At 31.9% G+C, this 16964-nt stretch carries 15 protein-coding genes and 1 pseudogene; 7 read left to right on the top strand and 9 right to left on the bottom strand.

Going from position 1 to position 16964, the window contains the following annotated elements; all coding sequences use genetic code 11:
* From T513_RS12505 to T513_RS0107805, 4 genes and pseudogenes are all read right to left on the bottom strand, one after another.
* A pseudogene (locus T513_RS12505) lies at positions 1-214 on the bottom strand (transposase); the annotation flags it as partial.
* 538 nt (positions 215-752) lie between these two features.
* On the bottom strand, positions 753-905 hold the full coding sequence (locus T513_RS12500; RefSeq protein WP_236700992.1) for a putative quinol monooxygenase: 153 nt from the start codon (positions 903-905) through the stop codon (positions 753-755).
* Positions 906-1002: 97 nt separating this feature from the next.
* Entirely contained in the window at positions 1003-1779 is a 777-nt protein-coding gene (locus tag T513_RS0107810; protein WP_031589684.1) for an Mrp/NBP35 family ATP-binding protein, read from the bottom strand.
* An 11-nt stretch (positions 1780-1790) separates the two neighbouring features.
* Positions 1791-2753, bottom strand: coding sequence for a serine O-acetyltransferase (locus T513_RS0107805; RefSeq protein ID WP_031589683.1), 963 nt, complete (start codon positions 2751-2753; stop codon positions 1791-1793).
* A 181-nt stretch (positions 2754-2934) separates the two neighbouring features.
* On the opposite strand from T513_RS0107805, the gene T513_RS0107800 reads away from it, so the two are divergent.
* Complete coding sequence (locus tag T513_RS0107800; protein WP_029070915.1) at positions 2935-3675, top strand: DeoR/GlpR family DNA-binding transcription regulator; 741 nt, start codon at positions 2935-2937, stop codon at positions 3673-3675.
* A 19-nt stretch (positions 3676-3694) separates the two neighbouring features.
* Here the strand turns inward: T513_RS0107800 and T513_RS0107795 are convergent, their stop codons facing one another.
* Both T513_RS0107795 and T513_RS0107790 read right to left on the bottom strand, forming a co-directional pair.
* Positions 3695-4153 carry a DUF2798 domain-containing protein gene (locus tag T513_RS0107795; protein ID WP_029072640.1) on the bottom strand — a complete coding sequence of 153 codons (459 nt, stop codon included), beginning with the start codon at positions 4151-4153 and terminating at the stop codon, positions 3695-3697.
* 115 nt (positions 4154-4268) lie between these two features.
* Positions 4269-5153 carry a glycyl-radical enzyme activating protein gene (locus tag T513_RS0107790; protein ID WP_031589682.1) on the bottom strand — a complete coding sequence of 295 codons (885 nt, stop codon included), beginning with the start codon at positions 5151-5153 and terminating at the stop codon, positions 4269-4271.
* 128 nt (positions 5154-5281) lie between these two features.
* On the opposite strand from T513_RS0107790, the gene T513_RS0107785 reads away from it, so the two are divergent.
* Positions 5282-7675, top strand: a complete 2394-nt coding sequence (locus T513_RS0107785; RefSeq protein ID WP_031589681.1) for a glycyl radical protein — start codon at positions 5282-5284, stop codon at positions 7673-7675.
* Positions 7676-7685: 10 nt separating this feature from the next.
* Positions 7686-8363: a fructose-6-phosphate aldolase gene (locus T513_RS0107780; RefSeq protein WP_031589680.1), complete on the top strand. Its 678-nt coding sequence runs from the start codon at positions 7686-7688 to the stop codon at positions 8361-8363.
* 63 nt (positions 8364-8426) lie between these two features.
* On the opposite strand, the gene T513_RS0107775 is transcribed toward T513_RS0107780, so the two are convergent.
* Positions 8427-8828, bottom strand: a complete 402-nt coding sequence (locus T513_RS0107775) for a (deoxy)nucleoside triphosphate pyrophosphohydrolase (protein WP_031589679.1) — start codon at positions 8826-8828, stop codon at positions 8427-8429.
* 13 nt (positions 8829-8841) lie between these two features.
* Positions 8842-11847 carry a DEAD/DEAH box helicase gene (locus tag T513_RS0107770; RefSeq protein WP_031589678.1) on the bottom strand — a complete coding sequence of 1002 codons (3006 nt, stop codon included), beginning with the start codon at positions 11845-11847 and terminating at the stop codon, positions 8842-8844.
* A gap of 432 nt (positions 11848-12279) precedes the next feature.
* Between T513_RS0107770 and T513_RS0107765 the strand changes: the two genes are divergently transcribed.
* Both T513_RS0107765 and T513_RS0107760 read left to right on the top strand, forming a co-directional pair.
* Entirely contained in the window at positions 12280-13341 is a 1062-nt protein-coding gene (locus T513_RS0107765) for a hypothetical protein (protein WP_031589677.1), read from the top strand.
* Between the two features lie 307 nt (positions 13342-13648).
* Positions 13649-14098 carry a hypothetical protein gene (locus T513_RS0107760; protein WP_031589676.1) on the top strand — a complete coding sequence of 150 codons (450 nt, stop codon included), beginning with the start codon at positions 13649-13651 and terminating at the stop codon, positions 14096-14098.
* A 13-nt stretch (positions 14099-14111) separates the two neighbouring features.
* Here T513_RS0107760 and T513_RS0107755 read toward each other — a convergent pair whose 3' ends face one another.
* Positions 14112-14960, bottom strand: a complete 849-nt coding sequence (locus T513_RS0107755; RefSeq protein WP_031589675.1) for a YitT family protein — start codon at positions 14958-14960, stop codon at positions 14112-14114.
* Positions 14961-15043: 83 nt separating this feature from the next.
* On the opposite strand from T513_RS0107755, the gene T513_RS0107750 reads away from it, so the two are divergent.
* Positions 15044-15694, top strand: a complete 651-nt coding sequence (locus T513_RS0107750; protein ID WP_051654417.1) for a Crp/Fnr family transcriptional regulator — start codon at positions 15044-15046, stop codon at positions 15692-15694.
* Positions 15691-16512 (top strand): NAD(+) diphosphatase, encoded by an 822-nt coding sequence (gene nudC, locus T513_RS0107745; protein WP_031589673.1) that lies wholly within the window; start codon positions 15691-15693, stop codon positions 16510-16512. The genes T513_RS0107750 and nudC overlap by 4 nt, the downstream gene beginning before the upstream one ends.
* The last annotated feature ends 452 nt before the right edge of the window (positions 16513-16964 follow it).

Genomic DNA, 16964 nt, shown 5'->3' with positions numbered 1-16964 from the left:
GGATGCATCTAAGGAGCTTCATTGCATCATGCCCGTGCAATCTGCGACTGCTGAGATCAACATACTTTCCAATGTTCATCCTCTCTGTAATCTCAATGACAGTACGTGCAATATCGTCACTAGGCACATCATTCTCAAAATTAATGTTAAAATCCAGTAGCGCATAAGTCTGAAATGCGCTATAATTTTTGTGGTTTAATGTTGTAGTTTTCATAATTACATTATACCAAAAAATGCGTCGGATTTATCCGGCGCATTTTATTTTTGAAAACTAATCCAGATTATCTATCCGGGTCAGCCCCTGTGAAAAAAGTGAAATGATTGAATAAAATAATAGAATCAAAAAGAAAAGTATTATGATACCAATTGAAATTATTGTATGCTTAAATGGATACCAAAATATTGGAGCACCTGTAGCATAACGCGAAGTTGTAAAATAGTTCCAATAATAAATATAGAATCCGTAATAAGCAAGGATATTTCCTATTAATGGTGAAAGCATAAAAGGAATGGATACATGCTTTCTTTTAGAAAATCTTCTAATGAAATAAATGAATACAACAATTGACAATACAGTTAGAAATAGTTGAGTAACAATAGTTATTGTTTCTATCATCATTTTATTCCTTTCTATTGTTAATATTAGTCTCTGATGAAATGTTGATCTGTGGCAGGCACGTCGTCTGTTTCTGTGAATCGTTCAACTTTCATATGTAGATTATATTTTTCTCTTAATTGAGCGATGGTATTCATCATTGGTGAAGCATGGTTTTATCGATTGCTTCCTGATTAATCCATCTATCAATTGAAGTACAGTGTTTTGGATCTTTGTCAGAGAGGTAGTATTCGTATTTTTCATTACCTTTTTCTTGACGTATTTTAGCGACTGTAACGCTTTTTTTCATTTCTTCTAAAGGCCTGTGCTTGTCCTTTCTCGCCTGTATAGTAGATAGTTACGACGATACGCATATGTTTCTCCTTAATCAGTAATTAAATATGATATTAATCAATCTGTAAAATTGAAGAAAGTATTTCGTCCATGTTTATGGACATGAGTTCTGCTTTTCCCTTGTCTATATATTGAGTATTTTTGGAATCAAGAGGAAGAGAGAGGTGGTGTTCAATGTGATATTGTTTACAGATTTCTTCTAGATGAGATTGACCAAAAATATAATGTTTCTTATGACAATCAGGACAGATGAAATAGCTCATATTCTCAACGATGCCAAGAATTGGAATATCCATGTTTTCAGCCATCTTCACTGCCTTCTCTACAATCATAGTTACTAGATCCTGCGGTGAAGTCACCACGACGATTCCATCGACGGGCAGTGACTGAAAGATTGTAAGAGGGACATCGCCGGTGCCGGGAGGCATGTCGATAAACATATAGTCGACGTCTTCCCAGTAGACGTCAGTCCAGAATTGTGTCACCATATCCGCAATGAGTGAACCACGCCATAGGACGGGGTCACTTGGGTTTTCTACTAGTAGATTAAGTGACATTACCTGGATACCAGTTTTTGTACGAGTTGGGTGTATTCCTTTATCTGTCTTATAAGTCTGATTGTTAAGTCCAAAAGATGCGGGAATTGATGGTCCGGTAATATCTGCGTCGAGGATCGCGCAGCGATAGCCTGCTCTTTGCATGGCTACTGCAAGTGAAGTCGTGACAAAGGATTTGCCCACGCCTCCTTTTCCACTCATAACCGCAATGACTTTTTTGACTTTAGAATGTGGATTTAATTCTTTGATAAACTGTTTTCTAAACGCATCCATGAATAACCATCCTAAATGACATAGAACCAAGTGTCTTCATTATCATCAAAGCTTGTTTTCTCAATCTTATCTTCACCAGGCATTTTCTGAAGTTTCTGGTTCTGTACTGAAATACGTGAACCTGGGGCAACTGATGAAGTAATAAAGGCGTTAGAACCAATAACAGAACCTTCACCAATAACAGTTTCTCCACCAAGAACTGAAGCACCTGCATAGATTGTTACATTATCTTCAATAGTAGGATGTCTCTTTACTCCATGAAGAAGCTGACCTTTTCTAGTAGATAACGCTCCTAATGTAACCCCCTGATAGACTTTAACATGATCACCAATAATTGTTGTTGAACCAACAACAATACCAGTAGCATGATCAATAAAGAAATACTTGCCGATAGTAGCTCCAGGATGAAGATCCACACCAGTCATAGAATGAGCATATTCAGTCATCATACGAGGAATAAGAGGTACATCCAATAAGAATAGCTCATGAGCAATTCTATTGATTGTAGTAGCTAATAACCCCGGATAACATAATACGATTTCATCAATACTGTTCGCTGCTGGATCACCTTCAAAAGCAGCCTCTAAATCACTATTAAGATACTCTCTGATCTTAGGAATCTTAGTAAAGAACTTCTTAGTAATAAGATAAGCTTCCTTGTCAGTTGTTTCTTCTCTTGTACAATCACGATATTCATCTCTATTATGTAAAGTGATAGAAATCTGTTTCTGTAAGTTATACATAATATCTTCAATAAGAACAGAAAGATTATTTCTAACATTGTAGAACTTATAAACTTTATCTCTATGATAACCAGGATAAAATACTCTAAGTAGCTTATTGATTATATCCTTGATTGCCTGCTGATCAGGCTGGTGGAAGACACACATGGAATCAATGGGTCTTTCTTTGTTGTAATCATCAATGATTGGATCAATGATGGAATCAATTTCATGCTGTTCAAAATTTTCCATAGACTAACCTTCTTTTCATAATATATTTGTAAATATTATATCATATCAACCTTTAAAATAAGAGAAATATGATATAGAAGATAAGTCACTTGTGATAGAGTATAAAAAACATTTCATTTGAAAGAGAAATGTTGTGATAATCAATAACGTATGATACGATTTCAAAGAAAGAGGGATTAACATGAATGAAAGACAGAATAAGATACTAGAACTACTTCTCAAAGAAGGTAAAGTAGAAGTCGTACAGCTTTCTCATATGCTAGGAGTATCACAGGTAACAATAAGAAAAGATCTAAATAATCTAGAAGAAAAAGGAATCATCAAAAGAGAACATGGTTATGCCATAATCAAAAACGACGATAACATGAATATGAGATTAGCCTACCATTATGAACGAAAAAGAAAAATAGCCTTAAAGGCTATTGAAGATGTAAAAGATGGAGAAACAGTCATGGTAGAATCAGGATCATGCTGTGCATTGGTGGTAGAAGCTTTATCTCAGTATAGAAAAGATATTACAGTAATTACTAATTCATCTTTTATTTGTGATTATGTTCAAGGAGATATAACCTTCATACTCCTTGGAGGACTCTATCAGAAAGAATCACAGGTTAATGTAGGACCATTAACAATAGAAAATGCGAAAACATTCTTTGTAGACCACTACTTCATTGGAACCGATGGTTTTACAAAAGAAGCAGGCTTTACAGGAAAGAACTATATGCGCTGTGAGAGTGTAAAGGCAATAAGTGATCAGGCTAAGAAAGTCATCATTGTTACTGAATCAGAGAAGTTCTCTAGACAGGAAGCTATTTCACTTATTCCTTTATCAAAGGTATACGCAGTAGTAACAGATCAGAATATTCCTGAAGAAGATGAAACGTATCTACTAGAACATAATATAAAAGTAAACAAGTCATGACTCGCGTCATGACTTGTTGTTATTCTTTAATGATAAGACCAAATAATCTTCTTACAATTGGACCAGCAAAGCATAGCTGTAAAAAGAAGGCCATTGGGAAGTTTAATACTGTAGTCTGCATCCATACAGGAATGATTTCACTACCAGCATTCTTAAATAATAATGTAGCTACAAAGCTCATCATTGGACACATGAATAAAATAGAAATACAAGAAATACCAAGAACAATGAAGAATGGGTTATCTCTTTCAGGGTTAATGATAGAGAATGTTTTCTTCTTGGCAATCTTACCTACAATAAAGAAATCCAAGATAAAAGCAACAGGACCCATAATAGCTAATTCTTTAAGTGATGCTAAGAATGTCCAGTTATGAGCTCCTCCTGTTTCTAATGAGATGTTATAAAAGATCATGAAATAAACCATCACTAATACCATCATGATAGTAAAGATGATTTCTTCTTTTAAATTTTTTGGCATACATTTTCTCCTTTAATAATGTCATTTGTGTTGTTCTGATCAAAGATCTTGTTTCCAATGTTTACCAAAATGCTTTTCTTTTATAACATAAAAATTGAATTCATGTAAGTAAAAACTAGAAAAAACAGTGAATATCTTGAGAAATAAAGATATTCTGATAATCTGTTAGCTCTTCTTTATGTAATGGTGGAATATTTTTATATGCATAATGTCTTTTTAAAAGAGAATACTTCTTTTCTCCCATCTGATGAAATGGTAATAGCTGAACTTCTTTAATATCTAGTTCATTAAAGAGATGAGAGAAGCCATAGGCATCATCTAATGTATCATTAAAAAAAGGAATCACAGGAATTCTAACAAGTAGAGGAATTCCTTTTTCTTTAGCCCATTTGAGATTACGAATAATAACACTGTTGCCTACACCAGTTCCTTCTTTATGTTTATTAGAATCATAGTGTTTTACGTCAAATAGAAGAAGATCAAATAGGGGAGCTAGCTCATGAAAGACTATATCATTAATAAAACCAGTGGTCTCTATAGCAACATGAAGATGATGTTTATGTAATTCATTGACAAGATGTTTTACAAATGAAGACTGGAATAATCCCTCCCCACCCGATATGGTTACCCCACCGTTGCTTTCTAGGTAGAAGTCTTTATCTTGAAGACAAAGAGAAACAATCTCATCAATAGATTTCTTTTCACCAGTACTTGTTAAGGCTTTATTGGGACAGACTTCTACACAATGTAGACAGGAAGTACATTTTGATTCATCAATATGTAACCCTTCATCAATAGCATGATGAGGACATTCATGTACACATTGAAGACAATGTGTACATCTTTCTTCATTATGAAGAATCTGAATAGATAAAGATTGAGATTCAGGATTAGCACACCATTTACATCTTAAAGGACAGCCTTTAAAAAAGACGGTAGTACGAATACCTGGACCATCATGAATACTGAATTTCTGTATATTGAATATTGTTCCATTCATAAGTATTCTCCTTTCTATTTCACTATAACATACTTTCAAATGAAATAAAATATAGAATAATAATTGACTTAAAAGTGAATTATGTTATATTTTAATTAAAGATATGTTTCATTTGAAAGGAGAATATCATGAAAGCACATTTTGGTACACTAAGTGATAGAATGCAGCATTTCAGAAATGAAGTGCTAAATGAATTGCCTTATATTGATAGTCAACGTGCAATGCTCGTTACTGAAGTCTATAAAAACAATAGGCATCAGCCACCAGTGATGAAGAGAGCATTAATGCTTAAACATATTCTAGAAAATATGGATATCTACATTGAAGATGATACCCTCATTGTCGGTAATCAAGCTACAAAGAACTGTAATGCACCTATTTTTCCAGAATATACAATGGGATTTGTGATTGATGAATTAGATCTCTTTGAAAAAAGAGATGGTGATGTCTTCTATATTACAGAAGATACTAAGAAGGATCTTCTTTCTATTAAAGATTTCTGGGATCATAACAACTTACGTGCAAGAGGGGAAGCTTTACTACCTGAAGAAGTAAGTGTATTTATGGAAACAGGATTCTTTGGCATGGAAGGAAAGCTCAATGCGGGTGATGCGCATTTAGCTGTCAATTATAAGAGAGTACTTAGTGAAGGATTGATTGGCTATGAGAATAGAGTGAGATCTTTAAATAATGCATTAGATCTTACTGATCCAGATAGTATTGATAAACGTGTTTTCTACAATGCGGTATTGATTGTCATTGAAGCAGTAAAAACATTTGCTAATCGTTATAGTGTTCTTGCAAGAACACTAGCTGAAAGTGCTAATGAGAAGAGAAAGAAGGAACTATTAGAGATTTCTAGAATATGTGAGAAGGTTCCTTATCATAAGGCTGAATCTTTTAAGGAGGCTATTCAGTCTGTCTGGTTTATTCAGCTTATTCTTCAGATTGAATCTAATGGGCATTCTTTATCTTATGGTCGTTTTGATCAGTATATGTATTCTTACTTTATTAATGATAATATAAGTAAAGAAGAAGTTCTTGAGTATCTTAATAATCTATGGATTAAGACATTAACAATAAACAAAGTCAGAAGTCAGTCTCATACTTATTCAAGTGCAGGATCACCAATGTATCAGAATGTAACGATTGGTGGTCAGACGCCTGAAGGTCAGGACGCAGTCAATGAACTATCATTCATTGTACTGCAGTCTGTCGCACAGACTCGTCTGACCCAGCCTAATCTTACAGTTAGGTATCACAAGAATATCAATCCTGACTTTTTCGATGAATGTATTGAAGTAATGAAGCTTGGCTTTGGTATGCCAGCATTGAATAATGATGAAATCATTATTCCTTCCTTTATTGAGAAGGGTGTCAAGAAAGATGATGCCTATGATTATAGTGCTATTGGCTGTGTGGAGACAGCGGTTCCAGGTAAGTGGGGTTACCGCTGTACAGGTATGAGTTATATGAATTTTCCACGTATTCTTTTGTGTGCTATGAATAACGGAGTTGATTTAACGACAGGAAAGAGATTTACAAAGGGATATGGCTACTTTAAGGATATGACATCCTATGAAGAATTAATGAAAGCTTGGGATGGTTGTGTAAGAGAGTTAACTAGATATAGTGTAATCGTAGAAAATGCGATTGACAAAGCCTCTGAGAGAGATGTACCTGATATCCTCTGTTCTGCTTTGACTGAGGATTGTATAGGTAGAGGAAAGACAATCAAAGAAGGCGGAGCCATCTATGATTTCATTTCTGGCTTGCAGGTTGGTATTGCCAACATGGCCAATAGTCTTGCGGCGATCAAGACTTTGGTGTTCGATGAAAAACGTATAACACCAACACAGTTATGGGATGCATTATTGGATGATTTCTCTTCTGAAGAGAATAAGAAGATACAGGATATGTTAATTAATGAAGCACCAAAATATGGCAATGATAATGATGAAGTAGATATGCTTGTCGTAGAAGCTTATGATTCATATTTAGATGAAATGAAGAAATATCCTAGTACAAGATATAATCGAGGTCCAATAGGTGGAATAAGATACGGTGGAACATCCAGCATATCTGCTAATGTAGGACAAGGAATGGGGACTATGGCTACACCTGATGGAAGACATGCACATGATCCATTAGCTGAAGGATGCTCTCCTGCACATAACACAGATAAACAAGGACCAACTGCAGTCTTTAAGTCGGTATCTAAGTTGAAGACTAACGAAATCACCGGCGGTGTCCTTCTGAACCAGAAGATGACACCGACCATGTTAAGTACAGAAGAGAATAAGAAAAAACTAGAACTGTTAATAAGAACATACTTCAATCGTCTACATGGGTATCATGTGCAGTATAATATAGTCTCGAAAGAGACGCTTATAGATGCCCAAAGACATCCAGAAAAGCACAAGGACCTTATTGTAAGAGTAGCTGGATACAGCGCCTTCTTTAATGTTTTATCAAAAGCTACTCAAGATGATATCATTAATAGAACAGAACAAAGTCTATAGGAGAATAAACATGGAATTTTTATTAGATACAGTTAATTTAGAAGAAATAAAAAAAGGAATAGAGTATATGCCAATAGTTGGCATTACCTCTAATCCTTCTATCGTAAAAAAATCAGCACCAGAAGATTTCTTTGATCATATGAGAAAAGTAAGACATATCATTGGAAAAGAAAGAACACTTCATGTACAAGTAACAGCTACTAAAGCAGAAGATATGATCAAAGAAGCAGAAAGAATCTGTAAAGAAATAGACGAAGACGTCTATATCAAAGTCCCTACAAGTCTAGAAGGTATCAAGGCAATGAAAATACTTAAACAAAAAGGATTCCATATCACTGCCACTGCCATCTATACAACAATGCAGGCCTATATGGCATTAGAAGCAGGAGCAGAGTATCTTGCACCTTACTGCAATCGTATTGCGAACTTAGGTGGAGACTACAGAGAATTAATAGAAAACGTAGCATTCAAGATCAACACTGAAGGATATCAGTGCAAGATACTTGCAGCTTCGTTCCATGCATTATCTCAAGTAGAAGATGCACTCAATGCTGGTACACAGAGTGTTACAGTGCCTTATAGTATCTTAGAGACTATCTTTAAGAATCCTAATATCAATAAAGCTGTTACTGATTTTAACAATGATTGGTTTAGTGTTTATGACGAAGATATTCTCAATCTAAAATAGTATGATATTTCCTGGGAAATTTAATGCCGTGAATTTACATTCACGGCATTTTAAGTACTTATACTAATTCATTTCCTTACGAATCTTATCGATTAAGGTAATATCTGCAGGTAACCAATTAACAGAATCAAGTTCTTCTTTTGTTAACCACTTTGCAGCTTCTGCTTCAAGAAGTTTTAATTTACCTGATTTAACCTCACACCAGAAGCAATCCATTGATAAATGAAAGTTTGGATAGTCATATTCTATTGTATCAATTAATTCACCAACACTAATTGTTGCATCTAGTTCTTCCTTAATTTCTCTTACTATAGCTTCCTGAGGAGTTTCTCCTTTTTCAATTTTTCCACCAGGAAATTCCCATCCACCTTTTAATTCACCATAGCCTCTAGCTGTAGAAAAAATCTTTGTTTTCTTTTCTATCGAATCGCAAATAACTGCTGCTACTACTCTTATTGTTTTCAATTTTTAAGCCTCACTAATTAATAATATATTCATAAATATCTTCTCGAACAGGTACATCTAACTTATAGTTGATTTCAAAAGCTTCCTTTCCTGTTTTTTCCATTACAGTTGGTATAGGTTCACCTTGTGCGTAGATTTCACCTAAGAAATAGAATTCCTTAGCTTCTTTATCATCCTTGTTCTTTCTTACAAATAGTAAAATTCTGTTATCTTTATCTTCTTCAGTTTTCTTGAAGAAGTGGTCAGCATCACTAGAATTTACTTTTCTTGGTTGTTTAGACAAGGCAATTAGATTTTCAGAAGTGATGAATCTATCTTCATATGCGATTGCATCATCTGCTTTATCATAATTAATAAACACAGGTAAACTCTTTGTTTTTGCATCGTAGAAATATCCACCGATATTTTGTGCATTCATATTCTTTTGCCAATTTAGTAATCTACAAACATCCTCGTAGGTATACTTTTGATACAATGTAAAGTTTGTATCTTTATAGTTGTCTGAATACAATTCTTCACACAATGTAATACCATATTCGATTACATCACAGACCATATCATAAAAATCTTTATTGTCCATTAAAAGTGATCTGAATTGAGAGTTAAGTTGATATCCACCGTTTATTTTTTCAATCAATACACAGTTTTTATATTTCTTCTGTTCTTGATCTTTTGCAAATTGATTTGTAAGACTGCGATATACAGATTCTTCAACTTTTGCATCATTATTTAAATGATCATGCATACGCATTATGTTATGGAAATAAACAGTGAATCTATTATTCTGTTTTATGAGATGTTTCAATAATAGAAGCTCGTGTATACGTTTCATTCTTGTTACTTTCTTAGATAAGAATTCTATTATTTCTTCTTCAACACTATTTAATCGAATAGTGTATTCATCGCCATAATACTTTACTAAGAATGAATAGTATGAACCGTATTTATCAAAGAATTTCGTTACATCAATAGAGCCATATTCTTTAAAATCTAAGACTGATGGTATATGTCCTAAACGATATTTTAATTGTTCAAATGCTTGCTTTAATAATTTCACATCTGAAGTACGAGCTGAATCAATTGATTTAAAAATTCTTTGTTTAGATATTTCATCAAAATGAATAGTAGAAGCACCAGGGATTATTCTATTACCTTCTTGAACATATCGACGCATTGAATCTTTGTTATAACTTCGATCTCCAGAAAGAGCAATTGGGATCATATAGTTGTTAGTATAATTTCCAATGAAGTCAATGATAACAACATATTCTTTGTTTTCTGATTTTCTTAGACCACGACCTAATTGTTGAACAAAGACAATTGGTGATTGTGTCTCACGTAACATAAGAACTTGGTTAATTTCAGGTACATCGACACCTTCATTAAAGATATCTACCGTAAAGATATAATCTAAGAATGGCATATCTTCTCTGTTAGCTGAATTTCCAGATATAATATTGTATCTATGTTCAGTTAATAGATTTTCATCAACATCTTTTGCTAATAAGTTTATACATTCTTCTCTGACACTTTCATTATCGTCACTTACTAATGCTCGTGCATAGTAACCTTTTTGTGCAAACTTATTTGCTAGTTCTCTTGCTTCATCTTTATTACTACAGAATACTAGACCTTTAACACGATCACCGCTGTATCCATAGTAGCTAGCTTGTTTTAATATATATTTTACTCGCTCGTCTGAAGTTAAGTATTTGAAGTATCTTGTTTTATCGTCATCGAGATTAACATCAGAATCAAAATCTATATCGGTTATACCAAAGTAGTGGAAAGGACATAACAAATCATCTCTTAATGCATGTTGCAATCTGATTTCATAAGCAATGTTATGATCAAATAGTTCAAAAATATCAAAGCTATCTGTTCTCTCTGGACTTGCTGTCATACCTAGCCAAAAGTCAGGCTTAAAATGATTCATGATTCTTTGATAACTATTAGATCCTGCTCGATGTACTTCATCAATACAGATCCAATCATAATGAATATGATGCTTTTCTAAATAATCAAACGTTTCAGGTTTAGCCATCATGTTCATTGTTGCAAATAATATATCAGCGTCATATTCTTTTGAGTTACCTGATAGTAATGCCATCTTTTTATCTTTACCAAAAACTTTTCGATAGCTTTTCATTGCTTGCTTTGCAATTAATTCACGGTGAACAATAAATAATGCTTTCTTAGGATTTTCGTTTTTCATCGCAAAAGCTGAAGCATATGTTTTACCAGTTCCTGTCGCACTAATTAGAAGAGCTCTCTTCGCACCGTTTTCGCGCATTTCATGTATGTTTCCAATGAATGCTTCTTGCATTTTATTTGGTTTTAGATCATATGTTTCAAAATCAACTTCGTTTTCTTCTAATGCGATTTTATGTTGATCATTGATTAACTTATTAATCTGTTTCTTATGTTCATACTGCTTACGATAGAAATCACTAATTTCTGCATAGTCTTTTGCAGCAACATCATTCCATAATGATTCAAATTCAGTCATAACTGATTGAGCCATTTGACCTTGTTCAGTACTAACTAATGCAGTATTCCATTCCATGTTAGTTGTTAATGCTGTTTGTGTCATATTGGAACTACCTATGATAATTCGATATGTTCCTTCTTCTTTAAACAAGTAACCTTTTGTATGGAAACCTACACCAGAGTCTTTTACATGATATAACTTTAATTCAATATTATTGAGTTCTGCTAATCTATCTAGTGCAAAAGGATCACTAAATGTTAAATAATCTGTTGTAAGGATTCTTCCTTTTATGCCTCTTTTTTCTAACTCTTTTAATGTTTGAGAAAGAGCCACGAAACCACTTCTACTAATAAATGCAACACTAATACAGAACTCATCGCAATGCATAAGTTCATCTACAATGTATGTTAATACTTTTGTTCCGTTTTGATAGTTGTTTGTTAAAAATTGAGGACTGTATGCTTGATTTGAATTAATAGAACTATCAATAAAAGCATTCAGAAGTCCATCACTAATATTCTTATCCATCAATAAATACCATGTTTCTACTTTCTTTTAATTTTGTACGAAATAATAATCTTTTAAGAAACTTCTTTCTTATTAAAGAACCATATTTTAAGTATATTCTTTAAAAGGATTTGTTGCAATTTCTATTGTTACTATTTTGTTTTCAGTGAATATGAATAGTTTTCAATTTATTGTGATGTAAATTATAGGGCTTATGTTGGTTATGAAGATTAAACTTCACTTAGCTTTAACATTGCTCTTCGGAATAATTAATTTATGATCTATGTTTTGATTTGAATTTGTCTGATTTATAAATAATGTAATTTATTTGTTATGAAAATTGATTATTTGACAGTGTAATAAAAAATGGTATAGATGTTTTTTTGTTTGTTTCAGAAATGTTGATATTAAAATAATTGTTCTTTATTTTAAAGATAGTAGAGGAGGCTATGTATGAATATAGAACAAGTATATAGGATTGTGAGGAGAAGTATTAAAGAATACGGTGTTGTAGTTGTTCCGCTTTTTTCAGTATTAATCTATTTTTGGGGCTATATTTTTAGGTATGGTTTCTTTGATTATTACAATATTAGTGCTGAATATATTGATGTGAATTTGAACGAATTTATTTTAAATTGCTGTTATGTGTTTGGTTTAATAATAATGATAAGGTTAATTATATATGTTAGTAATTATAATTTTTTATATATTATTCTCTTAAAAATTTTTAATAAAAGAAAAGATAAAGGATCTATTTTGAGAAATAGAACAGTAATAGATAATATCAAGGAAGTATGTCGTGTCTTATCTACGTTCATTATAATAAGCGTGATAATTACAGTTGTTGTGTTTGTATTTATTAGTGTAAATAATGGATTAATATTTCAAGAATCTTATAGAAAAATACTACAATTTTTGAAGTTTATCTTTATTAATTCTTTACCTATTAATGTTTTTCTTACTTTTACAGCAGAAATAGTACATATTTTCTCATATTTTAGTAAAGAAATTGAAGAAAAAGTAATAAAAAAAGAAGGGGGTATATCAAAATTAATTAATAAAGTTATTAAAAAATTAGAACAACACAAAGATGCATCAATATTAGTAATGATCATTGTTTTAGTGTTATTCTTTACGGTAATTGTATATTTTTGTGGATTGATTTTTGTAGAAGCAAATCAACCAAATAGATATATTGCATTTGATATTCACGACAATAATGTTCCAAATATTGCTAAGAAAGAAGAAAATATATTTTATGTAAAGAATGGAAAAAATAAAAATAAAATGTATTACTTATATTATGTTATATCTGAGAATAAAGATTATTTAGTTTTGAAACAAATATACCATAATAAGGAATCAGTAATTAATTTTCAGAGTAAGGACTGGATAAATTCTCCAACATATATTATTAATAAATCTGATCATAGAATAATTTATATGTTAAAAAGTAGTTTAAATGTAAAAGATTCTTTAGATAAAAATGGATTAATAATAAAAAGGGCAGATTGATAATGTTCAATTTGCCTTTTTTATTATTAGTTACAAAATACATAAGGATAGTCGTTTTAAATGTCATATTTGATTGATATTTAATAATGATAAAGAAAATAAAACTACTATAGTAAAAAATCTAAAAACAACCACAACTTATGTTGTTAATAAATCAAAAGTAGACGTAGTATACACATTCAGTAATCCTAAAGAAGTGACAGAATCATTAAAGAATGATGGCTTCACTATACCAAATTAATAATTTCAAATAGATATTATTTAAAACTTCCTGTTGAAGAGTATAATAAAAACAGGGAGGGTTATTATGAAAAAATTAATAAAACTATTATTCGTATTCACATTAATCAGTACAATGATGATAGCTCTACAAACTAAAGTAGAAGCAAAAGCAAAGTATTATGTTTATGAAGGAGCATTAGCACCCTATAAATATAAGACACCTCATACTGTAAGAGCTGTTCTTAAGAAGAATAAGATGACATTAAAAGGAAGCTATGTAAAATATCGTTGTAAGATAGGAAACAAGAAAAAACTATTTACAGAAGGAAAGAAAGTAAAGAGTTATTCTAAGAAGTTTGTTAAAACTTTTAAGTTATCTAAGAAAGTAAAATATTATGGTATAGGTGGAGATGGACCACTTCGTGATCCATATACTAAGAAAGAATTTAATAATGTATTAAAACATCCTAATGGATTAGGATTATATATAATTGTAAAAAATAATGTAGTTGTTGAAGCGTATTTATGCTCATAAGAAAAAGATCCAATTAACTTGGATCTTTTTCTCTACTTATAGTATATCCTTTACCTAATACAGAATGAACATCTTCTATTACTACAAAAGCAAAAGGATCAATGTTATAGACTGCTTTTTTAATTTGAGTAATCTTATCATAAGAAGTAATGGTTACAATAATATTCATATCTTCTTCATAGTAACCTGATTCACCTTTTAATAAAGTTAAACCAGCATCATATTCAGTAAGTAACATCTTCTTTATTTTATCTGATTGATGAGAAAAGATCATAATCTTAGAATGAGCTTTACCAAAAGATAGAACTTTATTAATGATGTAAGAACATAAGAATATTACTATTAAACCATAAAGTAGATGCATTATATCATTACCTTGAAGAAGTATTACAGTAGAATCAAGTATATACATTGGTAAAGAAACTGGTGTGTGGAAGTATTTATGTAAGATGACACCAATGACATCAAATCCACCTGAACTTCCGTTCCCTCTTAGTACTAGACCTGATCCACATCCTAAAAGTAATCCTGCTAAGATGGCACTTAGGAGTGGGTCTTTTTGTAGTTCTTGTAGATAATTAAAGTGAGAAAAGAAATCTAGTATAAATGGGAATAGGAATGATGACATGAGTGTCTTAAAAATAAATTCTTTTCCTACAAATATCCATCCTAGTATAAAGATGATGATGTTAAAGAATAATAATATTAAAGATAGAGAAAGAGGAACAATACGATGAACAAGAATACTAAGTCCAGTTACACCTCCTGCAGAAAAAGATTGTGGGACAATAATAAAACCAAAAGCTGCTGCAGTAAGTACAAGTCCCGATATTATTTCTAGATAGGATAATGTTTTTTTCATAATGGACCTCCTTGTTTAATGAATACTATTTTATAAATTATGATAAAATAAACTGTAGTCTAGACTACAGTTTGGAGGTTATTATGATACGTATTCCAGATCAATATTTCAAGGATTTTATGTCAATTGGAAGTCAAAGAGTTTATAAATCTAATGAAACTATCTTTCATCAAGCTGATGAAGCTGATGGTGTATATCTTATTTTATCAGGTAGAGTACGTGTCTTTTTTGTATCTACTGATGGTAAGGAGTTAACTTTTGAAGTGTTAAAGAAAGGTAGAATATTTGGAGATCATTCTTTCATAGATCATGCGATTAGAAATGTAACTATACAAGCTATTACTGATGTGACTTTAGTAGAATGTTCTATTTCTAAGCTTACACCATTACTTCATGAATCTGAGGAGTTAATGACTTTGATGTTTCAACATTTAAGTGAAACTTCTGAGCATCTTATGCATCAAATTAATAGATTGGTGTATTATAATAGTTATCAAAAAGTAGCTGATCTTATCTTAATGAGTTCAAGATATAATACTCTTTCTTATTCACAACAAGATATCGCCGATTGTCTTGGCATGAATCGAGTCACGGTAGCTAGAGTTATTCAGCTTCTTAAAAAGAAGCAGCTCATTGAAACAGGATACGGCTTTATTCGTATACTAGACAGAAAGAAATTAAAACAGTTTAGAGAAGAAGCCAAAACAATCAAGAAGGGAGACATGAAGAATTGATACAGGATATAGCACCTCATAGATTAATCAATCACTACAATCCAGAAATTGACATTAACATGGAAAGTATCGTCTTTTCTTTTCACAAGAACGAAGTTCTTGTAAGAAAAGAGGGAGATCACTATTTGTTTCCGACTTACCAGGAGATAAGAGAACAATTTGATTATCGTTATTTATTTAGCTTAGATGATACGACTTGTTTTTTGGCAAAGGATACGGTTGAAATGGATGGTTTTAGTTATGTGAATATACAGGAACTGAGAACTGATGAGAAGGAAACTAAGCCTTATTTTTATGCTATGATTACGGCTTATCAGTTAAACAACTGGTATCGCAACAATCGTTATTGTGGACGCTGTGGACATGAGATGATTCATGATCAAGAAGAAAGAGCTGTAGTTTGTCCACATTGTCACCATATTGTTTATCCAAAGATAGTTCCAGCTGTTATTGTAGGAGTCATCAATGGAGAAGAAATACTTCTAACACGTTATGCTAAAGGTTTTGCACATAATGCCTTAATTGCAGGTTTCACTGAAATAGGTGAAACATTAGAAGAATGTGTACAAAGAGAAGTTTATGAAGAAGTAGGACTAAAAGTAAAAAACATCCGCTATTATAAATCTCAACCATGGGGATTTGTGGATGATCTTCTTGTTGGATTCTATTGTGAAGTAGATGGTGATCCAACCATTGATCTAGATACATCAGAATTAAAATCAGGAATCTGGACAAAAAGAGAAGACATCGTCCTTCAGCCAGATGAATTAAGTCTTACTAATGAAATGATGAAAATGTTTAAAGAAAGTAAAATCTAAAAAACTGTAACGAGAAATATCTCGCTACAGTTTTTGTAAAACAATAAAACCCACAGCTATGCTGTGAGGTTGTTTTAAGACTTCAGTGAAGTGGTAAAGGTATTGTAAATGATAAAATCCCCTCTGTATAATGATGGTAGTGTCAAAAATCTATACCACATAGCACTAATACACTACCCTCAATTTTATCTATATAAACAGTAAAATGATTACTGAGTATATCTTAGTAATCATCTTTTTTCGTATTTAACTAAAAAAGATGAAACAACCTGTGTTATACTTTTAGCGCCAACCAAAATATCACGAAAGGATGTTTCATCATGGAAAGTATAACACATTTAATTAATTCTATTGAATCTTTTTCTAAACAAAATTTTAAGTTCTCTCAGTATTTTCAGGCTTTGAATCTCCTTGGCAAGATTCCTGACACTGTTTCCCATCGTCTGAACAAC

The organism is Kandleria vitulina DSM 20405, from assembly GCF_000702065.1.
In the GTDB taxonomy this organism is placed as follows: Bacteria; Bacillota_I; Bacilli_A; order Erysipelotrichales; family Coprobacillaceae; genus Kandleria; species Kandleria vitulina.
The sequence above is the reverse complement of the archived record's forward strand: the minus strand, read 5'-3'. Positions and strand labels throughout refer to the sequence as shown.

Bases quoted from the DNA above. Each gene is read 5' to 3' on its own strand.
- T513_RS0107790 (WP_031589682.1), bottom strand. From the start codon at position 5,153: ATGAATGGAACAATATTCAATATACAGAAATTCAGTATTCATGATGGT.
- T513_RS0107760 (WP_031589676.1), top strand. From the start codon at position 13,649: ATGAAAAAATTAATAAAACTATTATTCGTATTCACATTAATCAGTACA.
- T513_RS0107810 (WP_031589684.1), bottom strand. From the start codon at position 1,779: ATGGATGCGTTTAGAAAACAGTTTATCAAAGAATTAAATCCACATTCT.
- T513_RS12500 (WP_236700992.1), bottom strand. From the start codon at position 905: ATGAAAAAAAGCGTTACAGTCGCTAAAATACGTCAAGAAAAAGGTAAT.
- T513_RS0107770 (WP_031589678.1), bottom strand. From the start codon at position 11,847: ATGGATAAGAATATTAGTGATGGACTTCTGAATGCTTTTATTGATAGT.
- T513_RS0107780 (WP_031589680.1), top strand. From the start codon at position 7,686: ATGGAATTTTTATTAGATACAGTTAATTTAGAAGAAATAAAAAAAGGA.
- T513_RS0107805 (WP_031589683.1), bottom strand. From the start codon at position 2,753: ATGGAAAATTTTGAACAGCATGAAATTGATTCCATCATTGATCCAATC.
- T513_RS0107765 (WP_031589677.1), top strand. From the start codon at position 12,280: ATGAATATAGAACAAGTATATAGGATTGTGAGGAGAAGTATTAAAGAA.
- T513_RS0107750 (WP_051654417.1), top strand. From the start codon at position 15,044: ATGATACGTATTCCAGATCAATATTTCAAGGATTTTATGTCAATTGGA.
- T513_RS0107785 (WP_031589681.1), top strand. From the start codon at position 5,282: ATGAAAGCACATTTTGGTACACTAAGTGATAGAATGCAGCATTTCAGA.
- T513_RS0107800 (WP_029070915.1), top strand. From the start codon at position 2,935: ATGAATGAAAGACAGAATAAGATACTAGAACTACTTCTCAAAGAAGGT.
- T513_RS0107755 (WP_031589675.1), bottom strand. From the start codon at position 14,960: ATGAAAAAAACATTATCCTATCTAGAAATAATATCGGGACTTGTACTT.
- T513_RS0107795 (WP_029072640.1), bottom strand. From the start codon at position 4,153: ATGCCAAAAAATTTAAAAGAAGAAATCATCTTTACTATCATGATGGTA.